General features: G+C 73.1%; 19 protein-coding genes. 18 read left to right on the top strand and 1 reads right to left on the bottom strand.

The features are described 5' to 3' along the window. Positions 1 to 359: 359 nt before the first annotated feature. The 4 genes from IF73_RS0118830 (at position 360) to IF73_RS0118815 (ending at position 2,283) form a co-directional block, all read left to right on the top strand. Positions 360 to 767, top strand: coding sequence for a hypothetical protein (locus IF73_RS0118830; RefSeq protein WP_031009421.1), 408 nt, complete (start codon positions 360 to 362; stop codon positions 765 to 767). Between the two features lie 118 nt (positions 768 to 885). Continuing rightward, positions 886 to 1,491, top strand: a complete 606-nt coding sequence (locus IF73_RS0118825; RefSeq protein ID WP_031009419.1) for a hypothetical protein — start codon at positions 886 to 888, stop codon at positions 1,489 to 1,491. Between the two features lie 94 nt (positions 1,492 to 1,585). Continuing rightward, positions 1,586 to 1,876: a hypothetical protein gene (locus IF73_RS0118820; protein ID WP_031009417.1), complete on the top strand. Its 291-nt coding sequence runs from the start codon at positions 1,586 to 1,588 to the stop codon at positions 1,874 to 1,876. A 113-nt stretch (positions 1,877 to 1,989) separates the two neighbouring features. Continuing rightward, positions 1,990 to 2,283 carry a hypothetical protein gene (locus IF73_RS0118815; protein ID WP_199806669.1) on the top strand — a complete coding sequence of 98 codons (294 nt, stop codon included), beginning with the start codon at positions 1,990 to 1,992 and terminating at the stop codon, positions 2,281 to 2,283. A 46-nt stretch (positions 2,284 to 2,329) separates the two neighbouring features. Here the strand turns inward: IF73_RS0118815 and IF73_RS0118810 are convergent, their stop codons facing one another. After that, complete coding sequence (locus IF73_RS0118810; RefSeq protein WP_158822044.1) at positions 2,330 to 3,184, bottom strand: hypothetical protein; 855 nt, start codon at positions 3,182 to 3,184, stop codon at positions 2,330 to 2,332. A 318-nt stretch (positions 3,185 to 3,502) separates the two neighbouring features. On the opposite strand from IF73_RS0118810, the gene IF73_RS0118805 reads away from it, so the two are divergent. The 14 genes from IF73_RS0118805 (at position 3,503) to IF73_RS0118740 (ending at position 15,734) form a co-directional block, all read left to right on the top strand. Continuing rightward, positions 3,503 to 3,718 (top strand): hypothetical protein, encoded by a 216-nt coding sequence (locus tag IF73_RS0118805; protein WP_031009400.1) that lies wholly within the window; start codon positions 3,503 to 3,505, stop codon positions 3,716 to 3,718. A 203-nt stretch (positions 3,719 to 3,921) separates the two neighbouring features. Next, a complete protein-coding gene (locus tag IF73_RS0118800; RefSeq protein WP_031009398.1) occupies positions 3,922 to 4,803 on the top strand; it encodes a hypothetical protein in 882 nt (293 codons plus the stop codon). Positions 4,804 to 4,834: 31 nt separating this feature from the next. Beyond that, complete coding sequence (locus IF73_RS0118795) at positions 4,835 to 6,043, top strand: phage tail protein (protein ID WP_031009396.1); 1,209 nt, start codon at positions 4,835 to 4,837, stop codon at positions 6,041 to 6,043. After that, positions 6,040 to 7,347, top strand: coding sequence for a tape-measure protein (locus IF73_RS0118790; protein ID WP_107049284.1), 1,308 nt, complete (start codon positions 6,040 to 6,042; stop codon positions 7,345 to 7,347). Before IF73_RS0118795 ends, IF73_RS0118790 begins: the two co-directional genes overlap by 4 nt. A gap of 41 nt (positions 7,348 to 7,388) precedes the next feature. After that, positions 7,389 to 8,312, top strand: coding sequence for a phage distal tail protein (locus tag IF73_RS0118785; protein WP_031009392.1), 924 nt, complete (start codon positions 7,389 to 7,391; stop codon positions 8,310 to 8,312). A gap of 90 nt (positions 8,313 to 8,402) precedes the next feature. Then, the gene (locus IF73_RS0118780) at positions 8,403 to 9,599 is read left to right on the top strand and encodes a hypothetical protein (protein ID WP_031009390.1); all 1,197 of its coding nucleotides are present in this window, start codon (positions 8,403 to 8,405) and stop codon (positions 9,597 to 9,599) included. A 67-nt stretch (positions 9,600 to 9,666) separates the two neighbouring features. After that, the gene (locus IF73_RS0118775; protein ID WP_031009387.1) at positions 9,667 to 10,869 is read left to right on the top strand and encodes a hypothetical protein; all 1,203 of its coding nucleotides are present in this window, start codon (positions 9,667 to 9,669) and stop codon (positions 10,867 to 10,869) included. Positions 10,870 to 10,906: 37 nt separating this feature from the next. After that, positions 10,907 to 12,046, top strand: coding sequence for a hypothetical protein (locus IF73_RS41045; RefSeq protein ID WP_031009383.1), 1,140 nt, complete (start codon positions 10,907 to 10,909; stop codon positions 12,044 to 12,046). Between the two features lie 7 nt (positions 12,047 to 12,053). Beyond that, positions 12,054 to 13,154, top strand: coding sequence for a hypothetical protein (locus IF73_RS0118765; protein ID WP_031009382.1), 1,101 nt, complete (start codon positions 12,054 to 12,056; stop codon positions 13,152 to 13,154). Then, positions 13,154 to 13,792: a hypothetical protein gene (locus IF73_RS0118760; protein ID WP_031009381.1), complete on the top strand. Its 639-nt coding sequence runs from the start codon at positions 13,154 to 13,156 to the stop codon at positions 13,790 to 13,792. The genes IF73_RS0118765 and IF73_RS0118760 overlap by 1 nt, the downstream gene beginning before the upstream one ends. Before the next feature lie 34 nt (positions 13,793 to 13,826). Next, positions 13,827 to 14,234: a hypothetical protein gene (locus IF73_RS0118755; RefSeq protein WP_031009379.1), complete on the top strand. Its 408-nt coding sequence runs from the start codon at positions 13,827 to 13,829 to the stop codon at positions 14,232 to 14,234. Positions 14,235 to 14,306: 72 nt separating this feature from the next. Then, on the top strand, positions 14,307 to 15,218 hold the full coding sequence (locus IF73_RS0118750; protein WP_031009376.1) for a peptidoglycan-binding protein: 912 nt from the start codon (positions 14,307 to 14,309) through the stop codon (positions 15,216 to 15,218). 32 nt (positions 15,219 to 15,250) lie between these two features. Next, entirely contained in the window at positions 15,251 to 15,484 is a 234-nt protein-coding gene (locus IF73_RS0118745) for a hypothetical protein (RefSeq protein ID WP_031009374.1), read from the top strand. Next, positions 15,471 to 15,734: a hypothetical protein gene (locus IF73_RS0118740; RefSeq protein ID WP_031009372.1), complete on the top strand. Its 264-nt coding sequence runs from the start codon at positions 15,471 to 15,473 to the stop codon at positions 15,732 to 15,734. Before IF73_RS0118745 ends, IF73_RS0118740 begins: the two co-directional genes overlap by 14 nt. The last annotated feature ends 38 nt before the right edge of the window (positions 15,735 to 15,772 follow it).

Here is a 15,772-nt window from a genome sequence, read left to right as displayed (position 1 = left end):
GTACGGGGGCGGGCCGGAGGGTGGCGCGCGGGTCGGGTCCGTACCGGTGGGGGGGGCGGGGCGGGGACCGGGGGCGGGTGGCCTTCCGGTGGCCGGGCTCGCGGGGGCGGTAGCCGTAGCCGCCGGTGTCGCCGCAGGTCAGGGCCGTACCGGCCGGGATCCCGCCTCACCGGCACCGTTTTAGTTGCGTGCGCGCACGCTCTCTGTCACAGTTGGTGCAGCGGCGGAGCTGTGCCCGGCAGACGGGACAACGGCTCCGCCGTCGGCCGTCCGGGCGTGCTGCCGCGCCCCCTCCCCCTCCCCGCCGGCGCCCCCGGACGGCCGCCCCCTCCCACCGCCCCCTCCCGAGGAGAACCGCGATGACCACTCCCCCGAGTGCGTTCCCGGACGTCGAGAAGCTGGTCGTCGACGTCCTCAAGGCCGACCCGGCGCTGGCCGGGGCGGTGATCGCCGTCCAGGCGCCGGCCGGCTTCGACGGAACCCAGGCCGCCGTCCTGGTCAACCGCCGCGGCGGCGCCTGGATCGGCGACCAGCACGTCGACATGCCGCTGATCGAGTTCGAGGTGTACGGCCCCACCAAGCACGACGCCCACGTCCTCGCCAACGCCGCCCGGCGCGCCCTGCTCGCCACCCTCGGCAAGCAGGTCGGCGTCAACTTCGTCCACGACGTGGAGGAGCAGGACGGGCCACGCTGGCTGCCCGACTACCTCTACCGGGGCGCCAACCGCTACCTCTGCGTGCTGCGCCTCTCCCTCACCGTCTTCTGACGGTCCGCCGGATCCCTCCGGCCCCCAGACCAGGCCCCGCCGTCCGGCGGGGCCTTTGCCGTACCCGGGTGCCTTCGCCCGGGCGCGGCGCCCTCACCCACACAAGGAGAAACCCACCATGGCAGGAAACAACTCCGCCGAGATCCGCGTCGCCGGCACCGGCAAGCTCTTCGTGGCCGCCGCCGGCGCCGCCGCCCCGACCTTCGGCGCCGACCCGGCGACCGACTGGTCCGCGACGACCTGGACGAACCTCGGCTACACGACCGGCGACGGCGTCACCTTCTCCAAGAAGGACAAGCTGGAGCCGATCGACACCTGGCAGTCGGTCTCCCCGGTGCACTTCATCTACTCCAGCCGCGACCTCTCGCTGAAGTTCTCGATGCTCCAGTTCAACGAGGACACGCTGCCCTTCTTCATGGGCGGCGGCGAGGTCAAGCCGGAGCCGGCCGCGTCGACCGACTCGTACAAGTACGAGATCGCCGAGCGTCCGTACGCGGACGTCCGCGCCCTCGGCCTGGAGTTCACCGACGTCAAGGTCGGCGGCACCGCGGTCACGTACCGCTTCATCATCCCGCGCGGTCAGGTCACCGCCTCCGACGACATCAAGCTGGCCCGCAAGGCGGCGTCCACCCTGGGCATCACCTTCACCGCGATGTCGAACGGCGCCGGCCAGCCGCTGGCCACCTTCCTCATGAAGGACAACCAGTACGGCACCTCGGCCTGATCCCCCTCCGGGGCGGGACGGCGGACCGCCGTCCCGCCCCGGGCCCCATCTTCCGCACGCACCCGACGCACCCGACCAAGGAGTACGCATCGCCATGGCCCGTTTCGACGTCAACGCCGCCCGTGCCCAGCGCCAGGAGGCCCACGGCCGCACCTGGTCCTTCGAGCTGGACGGCGACACCTTCACCCTTCCGACGGAGCTCTCCCGCGCGACCGCCAAGGGCCTGCGCAAGCTCGACGACAACGACGTGGACGGCCTGCTCGCGCTCCTGATGGGCGCGGAGCAGTTCGCCCGCTTCGAGGAGCACGACGTCACCATGCAGGACATCGCCGCCGTCCTGGAGGCGTACGGCAAGGAGACCGGGCTCGGCCTGGGGGAAGACTGAGCCTCGTCGAGTTCGTCGACGAACACGCCGAGGCCCTCGAGGCGGACCTCCTCCGCTACTACGGGACCGACCTGCTCGACTGGCACCGCGGTGAGCTCTCCAGCCGGCGGGTGCTGGTCCTGATCAAGCACCTGCCGCGGGACAGCGCCCTGCAGCGCGAGCTGCACGGCGAGGCCGCCGAGTGGTCGGTCACCGACCACCTGCTCGCGGCGGCGGTGGACCATCTGGCCGTCTCCAACTGGATGTTCCTGTGCGTCAACGGCGCGGAGGACGGCGACCAGCCCGAGCCGCCGAAGCCGGTGCCCCGGCCGGGCACCGGCGAGGACGGGGACGAGACCCCGGACGGCGGGCCGGAGCAGGCCCCCGAGGCGGTCTCCGCGGGTCAGCTGGCGCGCTTCTTCGGCTGACCGCCGGCCGGCGCGCGCTCCCCGGGCCCCCGGGGTCCGTCTCCCGTCAGGGGGCGGACCCCGGGGGCGCTTCCGGTGTCCGCTCGGCGGCCAGCTCCTCCTCCAGGGCCTTGGCCCGCTCGGAGAGGCGCCGGCCCCGGCCCGGGCGCGGCTCCCCGCCGGTCTCGGCGTCCCGGCGGTCGCCGAGCGGGCCCTGCTGGCCGGGGATGTGGGCCAGCGGGGGAACGATCGGGCGGCCGCCCTTGCCGCGGACGACCTTCCGGACGGGCTGCGGGTTCCGGCGGGCCGCCCTGACCTCCTGGGCCGTGACCGGCGGTTCGGGCTCCGGGTCCGGGGCGGGCTCCTTGCCGTGCTCCGGCTCGGGCTCGGGGGCCGGTGAGGACTCCGGGGCGTACGGGCCGGGCTCCGGGGCGTACGGGCCGGGCTCCGGGGCGTACGGGCCGGGCTCCGGCTCCGGCGCGGGGCGCTGTTCGAACAGCTCGCGCTCGCGGCGTACCCGCTCCTCGGCCTCGACGACGGCGGCGGGCGGTTCGAGGAGCCGGGCGAAGGGCAGCGCGATCACGCGGGCCCCGTCCTGCGGCCCGGCGTCCGTGCGGCGCTGCGGCCGGCGGACGCCCCGGGCGTCGTTCTGCCCCTGGGCGTACGCGTCGGCCACGCGGCGCTCGTACTCCCGTCGTATGCGCGGGAGTTCGTCGGAGACGGCCTCGGCCCAGCCGGAGGTGAAGGCGGTGGTCTCCCGGCGGTCGATCTCCGACCGGGGGATGACGACGAGCTCCTCGGGGGCGTGTCCGTGGACGTGGACGAGCTCGGAGAGACGTGCGAAGAGGTGGGGCAGGTCGGGGTGGGAGGCGAGCCAGTCGACCACCCGCTCCCGCCGGTTCGCTCCAGGCTCCGTGTCCATGCGTCAGTGCTGCCTTCCAGCCCCCTGGGGTCCCCGCGCGCCCCTCGCGCCCCTTGCTCTGCCGGAGTGGTCGGGTCCGGGGAGAGCGTCCTCCAGATTACCCGGTCGAACTTTTTGCTCGATCACCGCCAACTCGTTCGGGGACTTGACGAGAAGACACACCGTCAGCCCCAACCCGCTCGACAAACCTCGAACAGATGTTCCACACTCTGTTCGCACAGGAGTTCGCACAACAGTTCGAACACGTGGTGCCCCCGCTCTCCACACGCACGCGGCGCCGCCACGCACGCACGGGCAAGCAACGGAAGGCAGGCGTCCATGACTCAGCCGGGCGAGGCATCGCGACCGCACATCCCGCTCCAGGACCGCCTCCGCACGCTCCTGGACGGACCCGCCCCCCTCGACAAGAGGGCGCTGCTCGGAACGCTGTGCGCCGAGGTCTCGCGCCGCGAGACCCTCGCGTACGCCGCCGGCTGGAACGACGCGCTCGCGGAGCAGCGGAGTCGCTCCGCTCGGGGTCCTCGCCACGACTGACCCGCCCGCCCGCACGTCCGACGCGACAGCCACCTCCCCCCGAACGCCGCGGGGAGGTGGCTGTCGCGCTGTCGGCGTTCCGTCCGCGCGTCCCCCGGGGGGGGCGCGGACCGCGAGGCTCCGCCGGTGACGCACCAGGACCCGGAGCGCCGCCCGTCTCCTCCGTACCGGGTCACCCCTGAGCAAAGAATCGAGGGAGCATCATGGCCGATGACCATGCCGAAGTACTCGCCAAGATCGGCGAGGTGAAGACGAAGCTCGAAGAGGTCAGCAAGGCGGTCAACGCCAAGAACCCACCCCCGGCAGCCGCCACGAAGGCCGAACTCGACGCCAAGACCAAGGAGATCATCGAGGCGGTCAAGGGCGGAAAGGACGAGGCCAAGGCGTGGTGGGAGGCGCTCCTCGAAGCGTTCGGCTTCAAGGACCTGGTCGGCGCCATCAAGGATCAGAAGGAACTGACCAGCCTGATCCCGCTGGCCATCGGCGCACTCGGCGTCCTGCTGCTCGGAAAGCTGCTCGACTTCGGAAAGCTCTTCAACGCGGGCCTGGAGAAGGCCACGCGGGCCTGGGGCCGCCGCAGCAATCCGAACTCCGAGGGCCGCATCCTCGCGATGACCGACAGCGGCATCCCGTGGGCCCGCCCCCGCGCCGAGGCCGAGGCCGCCCCGATCATCGCCATGGCGCGCGGCGCGCTCAGCCCCGAGGCCCTGGGCCGCCTCAAGGACGCTCTCGTCGACGTCAACCCGCACATCCGGACCTTCAACGACAACGTCAAGGACATGCCGTCCAGCCGCTCGCTCGGCAAGACGGCCAAGGGCGTGGAGAAGCTCGGCACCGCCCTCGACACGACCGACCTCGACAAGCTCAAGGACGTCACCACCAACGCCGGCACGCTCAAGAGCCACATGGCGGACTTCGCCCCCAACAAGATCCCGCAGAACCTGCGGCTGGCCACGGAAGCCGCCGAGAAGCTCGACCGTGCCGGCCAGAACCTGCAGACCCGGTTCCAGACCCTCAAGCAGGACGCCACCGAGGCCGCCGCGGCGATAGCCGGCGCCGGTGGCGGTGGCGGCGGCGGGAACTGACCCCGCCCCGCCACGGAAGGAGGTAGACCCCATGAGTCTCGTCAGTTCCCTCAAGAAGGCGTCCGGCTCCCTGCGTGACATCAAGTCGCAGGCATCCGGCGCCGGCACCTCGGTCAGGAAGGTCGGGGACGCCGGGCGGTCCGCGTCCGGTCAGCTCAAGACGCTGCGTACGAACGCCCAGGGCGCCGGCACCCAGCTCAAGAACCTCAAGACCGCGTCCGACCAGGCCGAGCGGGCCATGAAGAAGGCCGGCGACACCGCCCAGTCGGCCGGCGGCAAGCTCGGGAAGTACGAGTCCGGCGCCGGCAAGGCCGCCAAGGGCCAGGACAAGCTCAACAAGTCCATGAAGGGCAACTTCCTGGTCCGGCTGCTCGAACTCTTCATGCCGCTCATCGAGGCGATCGTCGACATGGCGCTGCGCTCGAAGACGATGCAGACGGTGCTGAAGAAGGCGTTCAGCGCGATCAAGAGCGTGATCAGCTCGGTCATGAAGGCCATCGGGCCGATCATGAAGAAGGCCGGGTCGCTGATCAAGACGGTCTGGAACGGCATCAAGAAGGCCATCTCGACCGTCGTCAAGGCCGTCGCCACCGTCATCAAGACCTACGTGAAGATCTGGAAGACGGTCATCACCACGGTCATGAAGGCGATCAAGACGGTGATCAGCACCGTCTGGAACGGCATCAAGCGCGTCATCACCCCGGTCGTCAACTGGATCAAGTCCGCGATCCCCAAGGCGTTCAGCGCGGTCAAGGACAAGATGTCCTCGATCTGGAACGGCCTGAAGTCCATCGCGTCCCGCGCCTTCGACGGCATCAAGAACGGCGTCAAGGGCCCGATCAACTCCGTCATCGGCCTGATCAACCGCATGATCGGCGCCCTGAACAAGGTCAAGGTCAGCGTCCCCGGCTGGGTCCCCGTCGTCGGCGGCAAGACCTTCGGCGTCAGCATCCCGACCATCCCGATGCTCGCCACCGGCGGTGTCGTCATGCCCCGCACGGGCGGCGTCCCGGCCATCCTCGCCGAGGCCGGCGAGGCCGAGGCCGTCCTGCCGCTCTCCAAGCTCGACCGGCTGCTCGCCCTCACCGCCCGCCGGGCCCGCCAGGCCGGCGGCCCGTCCGCCGGCGCCGTCGGCGCCGGACTCCACATCGAGCACTACCACGCGGCCCGCGACAACAACCCGAAGGCCACCGCCGACGCCCTCATGTACCTGGTGAAGGCGCGAGGAGCCCGGGCATGAGCGCCATGGCCGCCGGAGCCGGGATCGTCAACCCGTTCCGGGGCGTCGCCCCGTCGTTCGACACCCTGAGGCGGGCGCTCGGCGACGCGGGCGGCGGGCTGCGCCGCCTCACCCAGGACACGGTCCGGGCCTCCGCCGGCACCGCCGCCCTCGCCACCGCCGCCCGCACCGCCGGCACCGCCACCCGCACCCTCGGCGGGCACGCCGCCGGCACCCGCACCGCCCTCGACAAGCTCCGCCGCTCCCCCGCCGCCGCCCGCCTCAAGCGGGTCGCGACCGCCGCCGGGAAGGCCCGCCGGGCCGCGGGCAGGATCGGCACCGGCGCCGGCGCGATCCTGGGCCTGCTGCTGCCGCTGCTGCCCGTCACCGACGTCATCGCCGGCCTGATGGGCACCTTCGGCACCGTCATGACCATCGCCTCGATCGCCATGACCGGCGTCAACGTCGCCATGCGGGCCAACCCGCTCGGCTTCCTCGTCGGCCTGATCGTGCCCGTCGCGGCGTACCTCATCGAACTGGCCGTCAGCTCCCAGACCGGGCAACGCCTCATCCGGCAGGGCCTCCAGCAGGCCCTCAAGGGCTTCCAGGCGATCTGGAAGTTCCTCCAGCCGGTCCTGAAGCTCGTCGGCAAGGCCGTCGGCACCTACGCCAAGGCGTACCTGACCGTCTTCAAGACCGCCCTCAGGATCGTCGGAGCGGCCGTCGGCGGGATCTCGAGGATCGGCTCCGCGGTCCGCTCCGCCTCGCACGCGCTCACCGGCATCGCCTCCCGCACCATCGGCGCGATCAGGACCGTCGTGCAGCCGGTCGTCCGATGGATCACCGACAAGATCCCCGGCTTCTTCCGCACCGCGAAGGACGCCGTCTCCAAGGCCCTGCGCGGCATCGGGGAGCTGGTGAAGGGCGGGCTCAGCGCCGTCCTCGGCGTGGTCAAGGGGCCCGTCAACGGCCTCATCGCCTTCGCCAACTGGATCATCGACGGACTCAACAAGCTCAGCTTCGAGATCCCCCTCACCGGCAAGAAGTTCGGCGTCGAACTCGACAAGCTGCCCCTGCTCGCCGAGGGCGGCATCGTCTCGCCCGGCACCCCGGACGACCACCGGATCGACCCGGTGTCCCAGCTGGAGCAGCGGCGCGTCCCGGCCCTCACCGAACCGCTCCCGCGGCCGCACCGCATCCGGGACTTCCACGAGGAGCCCGGCGCCGGCCCCCGCGGCACCGCCGAGGACCTGCTCTTCCTGCTGACCGCCCACGCCGGGCTGTCCCCGGCCGCCTGGCCGGTCCTCGCCGCCGCCGGCTCCTGACCGCCCTCCGTACGCCCATCCGAAGTGAGGTGACGGCCGCCATGGCCGAGACCACGACCCCGTACGCCGGAAACTCCCACACCGCCGACCTCGCGCCCGGCTCGCTCATCACCCAGGACGGGCAGATGCAGTGGGCCGGGCTGCTCATCGGCCCCGGCACCCCCTTCGCCGTCGACAAGTCCGGCCTGTCCGGCTGGGAGGACCTGCCCGAGTACGACTCCTCCGACGCCGACCGGCCGACCTCCCACGGCGCCTGGCCCGGCTCCCGCTACGCCAAGCCCCGCAAGACCGGCGGCACCATCGTCCTGATGCCCGACCACGGCGGCGCCCCCGCCGCCGTCCGGGCGCTGCGCCAGGCGCTGGCCCTGCTCGACGAGGAGCGCTGGCTCGCGGTCCGGCTGCACGGCGAGACCCTCGCCGTCCGCGCCCGGATCGCCCAGCGCGTGGTCCCCGCCGACCAGGGCTTCGCCACCCAGGGCAGCTCCCGCATGTCCGTCCAGTGGCTGGCCGCCGACCCCCGCCGGTACGTGGTCAACGAGCAGATCGCCACCACCACCCCGCCGCAGCCGGAGGCCGGCCTCACCTGGCCGCTGACCTGGCCGCTCTCCTGGGGCGAGGCCAAGTCCACCGGCGACGCCGTCGCCGAGAACACCGGCTCCGCCCCCACCCACCCGGTGATCGTCTTCCGCGGCCCCTGCTCGATGCCGAGCGTCACCGAGCGGGTCAGCCGCCGCCGGCTGCGGTACGCCATCGACCTGGCCGCCGGCGACGAGCTCACCGTCGACACCCGCGCGGGCACCGTGATGCTCAACAACTCCGCGTCCCGGCTGCACACGGCGATGGCCGACTCCACCCCGGAGGAGCTGTTCGTCTTGGAGCCCGGCCGCAGCGACCTGTCGTTCCGGCCCGAGGAGGGCCCGGAGACGGCCCTCATGACCGTCCGCTGGCGCAGCGCCGAGTGGTGACGGGCGCATGACCCCGTGCCGCCGGGCGGCCGCCGCGCGCCGCCGCCCGGCGGCCGTACCGCATCCCCTCCCCTACCCCGAGGTGACCCCATGACCGTACGAGCCGCCTGGCTCCAGCCCACCGGCCAGACCCGCGAGGACACCCGACTCACCCTCGCCGCCCTCCTCACCCCCAGCGGCCAGAGCACCGAGGAGACCCCGCTCCGCTCCCGGCCCGGCGTCCTGCCCGGCGGTCTGCTGCTGACCGGCAGCGCCCCCATGCAGGCCACCGTCGGCACCGGCCGCGCGATCGTGCAGGGCAAGGACACCGCCCAGGGCGCGTACCTGGTCGCCGTCACCGCGCCGGAGACGCTGACCATCGAGGACGGCAACGCGGAGTACGACCGGATCGACCTGATCGAACTCGCCGTCGTCGACGACGCCTACGACCGGACCGGCACCACCGAGGCCGTCGTCCGCCTCGTCAAGGGCAAGCCCGAGGCCGACCCGGTCGTCCCCGCCAGCCCCGCCGGCAGCGTCCTGCCGCTCTACACGATCCGGGTGCCGCGCGGCGTCTCGGCCGGCACCGGCGGCATCGCCTGGGGCACCTCCGCCGTCACCACCCAGCACTGGCCGGTCGTCGCCCTCGGCGGGATCATGCCGACCAGCGGCTTCAAGGGCGCCTACACCGGCCAGTACCGGGACGCCGCCGGGCTGCTCCAGCGCTGGGACGGAACCACCTGGGTCTCGTACCCGAAGGCGATCGGCGGCATCGCGCCCAGCACCACCGCCACCGGCAGCTACCCCGGGCAGTTCCGGGACACCGGCAAGGGCCTCCAGCGCTGGGACGGCGGCGCCTGGCAGTACACGGAGGGCGCCACCTCCGTGCTGTTCGGCGCCACCCAGTGGACGACGGCGCAGCAGCAGACGATCCCCTCCGGCACCTGGACCACGCTCAGCCTGCCGACCGTCGAGGTCGACGACACCGGCGGCTTCAACGGCACCACCACCTACACCGTCACCCGCGCCGGCTGGTACCGGGTCACCGGCCACGCCGCCTTCGCCAACGACAGCCAGGCCGGCATGCGCGGCTGCCGCGTCGTCATCAGCGGCGTCGGCCAGGCCCGCTTCACCTGGCTCACCCCGGCCGGCAACGGCGCCATCACCGTCGGCGGCAGCGGGCTGCTCTCGCTCAGCGCGGGCGACACGCTCCAGCTCTCCGGCTTCCAGAACAGCACCGTGCCGGTGAAGACCCTCGGCGGCTCCGGCTACGGCTGCACCCTCGCCGCCGAGTGGATCCGGTCCTGACCCGCTCCCCCCGACGGCCCCACCGCCCCTCCCGTTCCTCCCGTTCCTCCTCCGATCGGAGAACCCCGTGAACCTGCGCAGCAGCTGGCTCGCCGTGACCGGCCAGACCCGCGAGGACACCCGCCTCACCCAGCTCGGCGTCACCACCCTCGCCAACCCCGTCCAGGTCCGCTCGGGCATCCTGCCCGGCTCCTACGACGGCCAGTACCGGCTCTCCGGCTTCTGGACCTTCGGCTCCGCCCCGATGACCGCGACCGTCTCCGAGGGCCGGGCCGTCATCCAGGGCGAGATCTCCCAGGGCGCCTACCCGGTGACGCTGCCGAACTCCGAGACCGTCACCTTCGCGCCGGGCAACGCCCAGTACAACCGCATCGACCTGATCGTCCTCAAGATCTACGACTCCCTCTACGACGTCGACCCGCAGAACGAGCGGTACGAGGCGAAGCTGGAGGTCATCCAGGGCACCGCCGACCCGAACCCGCAGCCCCCGCTCGCCGGGCCGCGCTGCCTGCCGCTGTACGAGGTGCTCGTGCCGGCCGGCGTCAGCGCGGGCAACGGCGGCATCCCGTGGGACAGCTCGCTCAAGGACCTGCGCACCCCGGTCGTCGGACTCGGCGGCATCCTCCCGCTGGAGGGCCCGGCGCAGCCCGGCGCCTACCCGGGCCAGTTCCAGGACACCGGCAACAAGCAGCCGCTCCAGCGGTGGAACGGCGGGGCCTGGGTCTCGTACCCGGAGGAGATCGGCGGCATCATCCCGAACTCGGCCTCCAGCACCACCGCCAGCTACACCGGCCAGTACCGGGACTCCACCACCGGCATCCTCCAGCGGTACAACGGCACGGCCTGGGTGCCGGCCGTGCCCGGCCCGTACTTCGTCGACAGCGCCGACCAGGGCGAGACCACGTCCGGCACCTACACCTCGACGCTGGTGGGCCGCACCACCAACCCGCTCAGGATCAGCTTCACCGCCCCGCCGTCGAAGTCGGTCGCCGTCGCCTTCGGCTGCCGCATGAAGTCCCGCGACGACTGCCACGCGTACATGGCGCTCGAACTCTCCCGGGGCGGCACGGTCATCAGCCCGCCCGAGGACGAGTACGGGATCTACTCCGCGAGCACGACGACGATCACGGCCTCCACCATGCGCCGGATCTCCAACCTGACCCCGGGCGAGACCTACACGCTCACCGCCTTCTTCCGGGTCGTCCCCACCACCCCGGCCGTCAAGGCCGTCATCGACAACACCTACATCAGGGTCGACCCGCTGCCGTAGCCGGCCGCCGTCCCCCGCCCACCGAAAGGAGAACCCCATGGCTGTGCGTCCCGGCTGGCTGCTGCCCACCGGCCAGACCCGCCAGACGACCCGCCTGACCCAGGTCGGGGCCGTCACCCCGACCGACCCGCTCGCCTCCCGCTCGGGCATCCTGCCCGGCTCCGCGGACGGCCGGTACCGGGTCGGCGGCCTGTCCATGTCCGGCAGCGGGCCGATGACCGCGACCGTCCACGCGGGGCGGGCCGTCGTCCAGGGCCCGCCGGAGCACGGCGCGTACCCCGTCACCCTGGACGGGGACACCGTCCTCACCTTCGGCGACGGCAACCCGCTGAACCCGCGGATCGACCTCGTCGTGCTCCGCGTCCGGGACGCCGACGCCGACAACGGCGGCGCGTACGAGGCCGCACTGGAGATCGTCGTCGGCCAGCCGTCGGCCACCCCGGCCGCCCCGCCCGCGCCGGTCGCGTCGCTGCCCCTGTTCACCGTCCGCGTCAAGGCCGGAGCCTCGGCCGGCACCGGCGGCATCGACTGGACCGGCGGCGACCTGACCGACCTGCGCACCACGGTCGCCGCCGTCGGCGGCATCCTGCCCGTCTACAACAACGCCGGTGTCCGGGGCTCCTATCCGGGCCAGTACCAGGACAACGACACCGCCCATCACCTCCAGCGGTGGAGCGGCACCGAGTGGGTCGCGTACCCCAGGGAGATCGGCGGCATCGCCCCGCAGAGCGCGCTCTCGGTCGGCAGCTACGCCGGCCAGTTCCGCGAGCACAACGGCGTGCTCCAGCGGTGGAACGGCACCCTGTGGGCGACCTACCACCCGCCGGTGGAGTTCGAGACGACCACCTCCGGCGCGGTCGCGCTCACCAACTGGACCCTGGTGGCCTTCGAGGCCCGCCGCACCCGGAGCGGGCTGTGCACCATGGCCGTCACCGTCACCCGCACCTCGCGGGTCGACGTCGACGCCGACGGCAACCTGGCCGACCAGCCGCTGTGCACCCTGCCCGCGGGCTGGCGCCCGGCCATCAGCATGGAGGCCCCGGCCTGCGACGGCTTCGGCAGCGGCGGGGCGATCGTGACCACCGGCGGCCAGATCAGCCTCCGCGCCTGGGACTACCCCGGCGCCCTCGTCCCCGGCCGCAACATCCGCGTCACGGCCACCTACATCCTCCCGTGAGGTCCGCATGAGTCTCGACACGCCCTACCGGGCCATCTTCTGCGACCTGGTGACCGACCACACCCTCGACATCCTGCCGCTGCGGGACGTCTCCTTCGAGGACTACATCGGCCGCGCCGGCTCGCTCTCCGGCACCGTCCCCGTCCCCGACCGCGCGATGGCCGACCGGGCCCACCAGATCAAGCCGGGCCGCACCACCGTCTACCTGGAGCGCGGCGGCTACCTGTGGTGGGGCGGCATCGTCTGGACCACCAACCTCCAGAGCAGCGACCGGGGCGTGGTCACCCTCGGCGTCCAGGCCGCCACCTTCGACTCGTACGCGGGCCGGCGCCGGATCCGTGCCGACATCAAGTACAACCAGGTCGAGCAGTTCGACATCGCCCGCGACCTGTGGGCCAGGCTCGGCGCCGGCCTCGGGGCGAGCCTCATCGAGCCGGGCGACGACGTCCCCTCGGAGCCCGTGCCGCGCACCGTCTCCTACCGGCTCGGCGACGAGACCGCCTACCAGGAGGCGCTCGACCAGCTCGGCGCCTACGAGGACGGCTTCGAGTACCAGATCCTCGTCTACCGCGACCCGACGCACGGGCAGCGGGTCCGCCGGCTCCGGCTCGGCTCCCCCAAGATCCGCACCGGCGCGACGGACATGGTCTTCGACCGGCCCGGCACGATCCTCAGCTACTCCCTGCCGGACGACGCCACCCGCGGCGGCACCACCTCGCTCGCCCGCGGCGCCGGCACCAACGCCAACGCCGCCGCCGAGTCCCGGCCGACGCTGTCCGCGGAGGTCGCCGCGACCGGGCTGCCGGACCGCTGGCCCCAGCTGGACATCTCCACGGACTACAACGACATCAGCGACAAGGCCACGCTCGACGCGCTGGCCAAGGCCGCCCTCACCGAGGCCGAGGGCTCGGTGCAGATCCCCGAGATCAGCATCCGGCTGTCCGGGATCGTGCCCCCGGCGCTCCTCGGCCGCACCGCCCGCATCCGGATCACCGACGAATGGCACCCGACGGGCCTCGACGCCCGTTTCCGGATCGTCGGCGTCAAGGTCCGGCCGGCCGAGCGGGGCCGTCCCGACACCGCCGAACTCGCCCTGGAGAAAGCCTGATGGCACTGCTTCCCGAGGACATCATCGACCGGCTGATCCAGATGGAGCGCCGGCTCAACGCCCTTTCCACGGCGGTCCACACCCGCCCGCCGCTGACCGAGATCACCAACGGCTCGCTGACGCTGAAGCGGCAGCCCAAGCCGGAGGACCCGGTCACCGTCGTCGCCCACCTCACCACCAGCGGCCCGGGCGGCAGCAAGCCCGTGCTGCGGTTCAACGACGCCTACGGCCACGAGATCCTCTCCGACGACATCCTCAGCGGCGGCCTCGCCCGGCCCTGGCTGCCGATGCTGCCGCCGCAGGACATGGCCTCGGCGAACTGGCCGGCGACCAGCGTCACCACCGCGTGGACGACCATCGCCCAGTCACAGAACCCGATCTGGCAGCCCAAGATGCGGCTCCGGATGTTCACCCGGGTCTCCTCCGGCGCCACCGGGCAGATCCGGGTGATGGTCGGCGGCGTCCAGTTCGGCTCCACCGTGGCCGCCGGCACGGCCTTCGACCACACCGGCGTCCTCACCGACGACATGCAGGCCGACTTCGGCAAGGACGTCACCGTCGAGATCCAGGGCCAGGTCACCAGCGCCTCCGGCACGGTCTACGCCAAGCCGGTCCTGATGTACGGCCGCCAGACCTGACCCCGCCCCGCCCCACCGAGAGAGGACAGCACCCGTGATCCCCGACCCGAACCAGCCCTGGGGCGTCGAGATCGACTACGCGGGCCGCGGCACCGTCGCCGCGGACGGCCACACCGTCGACCTGCGCCTGTACGACAACACCCTCGGCGGCCCGCTGCAGCTCGACCCGATGACCGGCGAGTACCCGGCGGTGTACGTCTCCGCCCAGGTCGTCGAGGCCGGCGAGGGCGGCGCCCAGCTCCGCGGCCACGGCCTCGCCATGGTCCAGCCGACGAACGGCCGCCCGGCCGTGCCCGACCCGGCGGCGGTCGTCCGGGCCGTCGCCGCCGCGCTGGCCGACTTCGAGACCCGCCGGGCCGCCGCCGCCGCGCTCTGCGCCACCTGGGCCCCGGCCCCCGCACCGGAGCCCGGGCCGGCGCCGGAACCGGAGCCCGCCCCGTAACACCCGCACCACCCCGCACGCCCGCCCCGCGCCGCCGACGGCCGGGGCCTTCGCATGTCTGGAGGAGAACAGTTGGCCACTCCCCTCTCCGCGGACCGGCTCCTCGCCGCGCTCCGCGCCGAAGGCGTCACCGTCGTCGAGCACCCCGGCTGGCGCACCCACCACCGCAACCACACCGGCGCCTGGGGCCCCGTCTCCGGCGTCATGATCCACCACACCGTGTCCAGCGGCACCGCGTCCTCCGTCGCGCTGTGCTTCGACGGCTACGACAGCCTCCCCGGCCCGCTCTGCCACGGCGTGATCACCAAGGACGGCACCGTCCACCTGGTCGCGAACGGGCGCGCCAACCACGCCGGCGGCGGCGACCCGTCCGTGCTGCGGGCCGTCGTCACCGAGGCGTACGGCGACCGGCCGCCGGCCCCCCGCGAGCACCAGGGCAGCCCCGGCGCCGTCGACGGCAACTCCCGCTTCTACGGCTTCGAGTGCGTCAACCTCGGCAACGGCACCGACCCCTGGCCGGCCGCCCAGCTCGACGCGATCGAGCGGGTCTCCGCCGCGCTCTGCCGGGCCCACGGCTGGGGCGCCAGGTCCGTCATCGGCCACCTGGAGTGGTCCGACTGGAAGAGCGACCCCAAGGGCTTCGGCATGCCGGGGATGCGCGACCGGGTGCGGAAGCGGCTCGGCGCCGCCCCCGCCGCCCGGCCGACCGCCCCCGCGCAGCCCGCCGCCCCGAGGTACCACCCCTTCCCCGGCACGTCGTTCTTCCGGACCGCCCCCAGCTCCCCGGTGATCACGGCGATGGGCCGCCGCCTCATGGCCGAGGGCTGCGGCCGCTACCGGGTCGGACCCGGCCCCCGCTGGTCCGAGGCCGACCGCCAGTCGTACGCGGCCTGGCAGCGCAAGCTCGGCTTCCGCGGCGCCGACGCCGACGGCTGGCCCGGCGCCGCCTCCTGGAACGCCCTGAAGGTCCCGTACACCAAGTGATCCCGTAGCGATCCCCCAAGGAGAGACCCCCCATGTCCGAAGCCGCGAAGCGCACGGCCCGCACCGTGCTGCAGACCGCCGTCGCCCTCGCCCTCGTCCTGCCCGCGCTCGTCGACGCCTCCGGGATCCCCGCCACCCTGCCCTGGGTGGCCGGCGCGCTCGCCGTCGCCGGCGGCCTCACCCGGGCCATGGCGGTCCCCGCCGTCCAGCTCCTGCTGCCCTCCTGGCTGCGGACGGAACAGGGCGGCGCCGATGACCGAGGCTGACCCGAACGACCCGGTCGCGGTCGCACTCGAACTGGAGCGGCTCCGCGGCACCCTCGAAGCCGGCTTCGCCCGCGTCGACGGCTCGCTCGCCCTGCTCGTCCAGCGCAGCGACCAGACCGACAAGCAGCTCGCCGACCACGAGGCCAGGCTCGACGACCTGGAACGCGCCCGCTGGCCCCTGGCCTCCATCGCCGCCCTCACCGCGAGCGCGGGCGCGCTGGTCGCCCTCTGGGAGCTGGCCGGCCGGTGAAAAGCCCGAAGGGCGGTCACCCCCACGGGGTGACCGCC

This window comes from Streptomyces sp. NRRL F-5727, assembly GCF_000719555.1.
Taxonomy (GTDB): domain Bacteria; phylum Actinomycetota; class Actinomycetes; order Streptomycetales; family Streptomycetaceae; genus Streptomyces.
The sequence above is the reverse complement of the archived record's forward strand: the minus strand, read 5'-3'. Positions and strand labels throughout refer to the sequence as shown.

Bases quoted from the DNA above. Each gene is read 5' to 3' on its own strand.
- IF73_RS0118765 (WP_031009382.1), top strand. From the start codon at position 12,054: ATGAGTCTCGACACGCCCTACCGGGCCATCTTCTGCGACCTGGTGACC.
- IF73_RS0118795 (WP_031009396.1), top strand. From the start codon at position 4,835: ATGAGTCTCGTCAGTTCCCTCAAGAAGGCGTCCGGCTCCCTGCGTGAC.
- IF73_RS0118785 (WP_031009392.1), top strand. From the start codon at position 7,389: ATGGCCGAGACCACGACCCCGTACGCCGGAAACTCCCACACCGCCGAC.
- IF73_RS0118810 (WP_158822044.1), bottom strand. From the start codon at position 3,184: ATGGACACGGAGCCTGGAGCGAACCGGCGGGAGCGGGTGGTCGACTGG.
- IF73_RS0118740 (WP_031009372.1), top strand. From the start codon at position 15,471: ATGACCGAGGCTGACCCGAACGACCCGGTCGCGGTCGCACTCGAACTG.
- IF73_RS0118805 (WP_031009400.1), top strand. From the start codon at position 3,503: ATGACTCAGCCGGGCGAGGCATCGCGACCGCACATCCCGCTCCAGGAC.
- IF73_RS0118745 (WP_031009374.1), top strand. From the start codon at position 15,251: ATGTCCGAAGCCGCGAAGCGCACGGCCCGCACCGTGCTGCAGACCGCC.
- IF73_RS0118825 (WP_031009419.1), top strand. From the start codon at position 886: ATGGCAGGAAACAACTCCGCCGAGATCCGCGTCGCCGGCACCGGCAAG.
- IF73_RS41045 (WP_031009383.1), top strand. From the start codon at position 10,907: ATGGCTGTGCGTCCCGGCTGGCTGCTGCCCACCGGCCAGACCCGCCAG.
- IF73_RS0118800 (WP_031009398.1), top strand. From the start codon at position 3,922: ATGGCCGATGACCATGCCGAAGTACTCGCCAAGATCGGCGAGGTGAAG.
- IF73_RS0118820 (WP_031009417.1), top strand. From the start codon at position 1,586: ATGGCCCGTTTCGACGTCAACGCCGCCCGTGCCCAGCGCCAGGAGGCC.
- IF73_RS0118830 (WP_031009421.1), top strand. From the start codon at position 360: ATGACCACTCCCCCGAGTGCGTTCCCGGACGTCGAGAAGCTGGTCGTC.
- IF73_RS0118780 (WP_031009390.1), top strand. From the start codon at position 8,403: ATGACCGTACGAGCCGCCTGGCTCCAGCCCACCGGCCAGACCCGCGAG.
- IF73_RS0118790 (WP_107049284.1), top strand. From the start codon at position 6,040: ATGAGCGCCATGGCCGCCGGAGCCGGGATCGTCAACCCGTTCCGGGGC.
- IF73_RS0118760 (WP_031009381.1), top strand. From the start codon at position 13,154: ATGGCACTGCTTCCCGAGGACATCATCGACCGGCTGATCCAGATGGAG.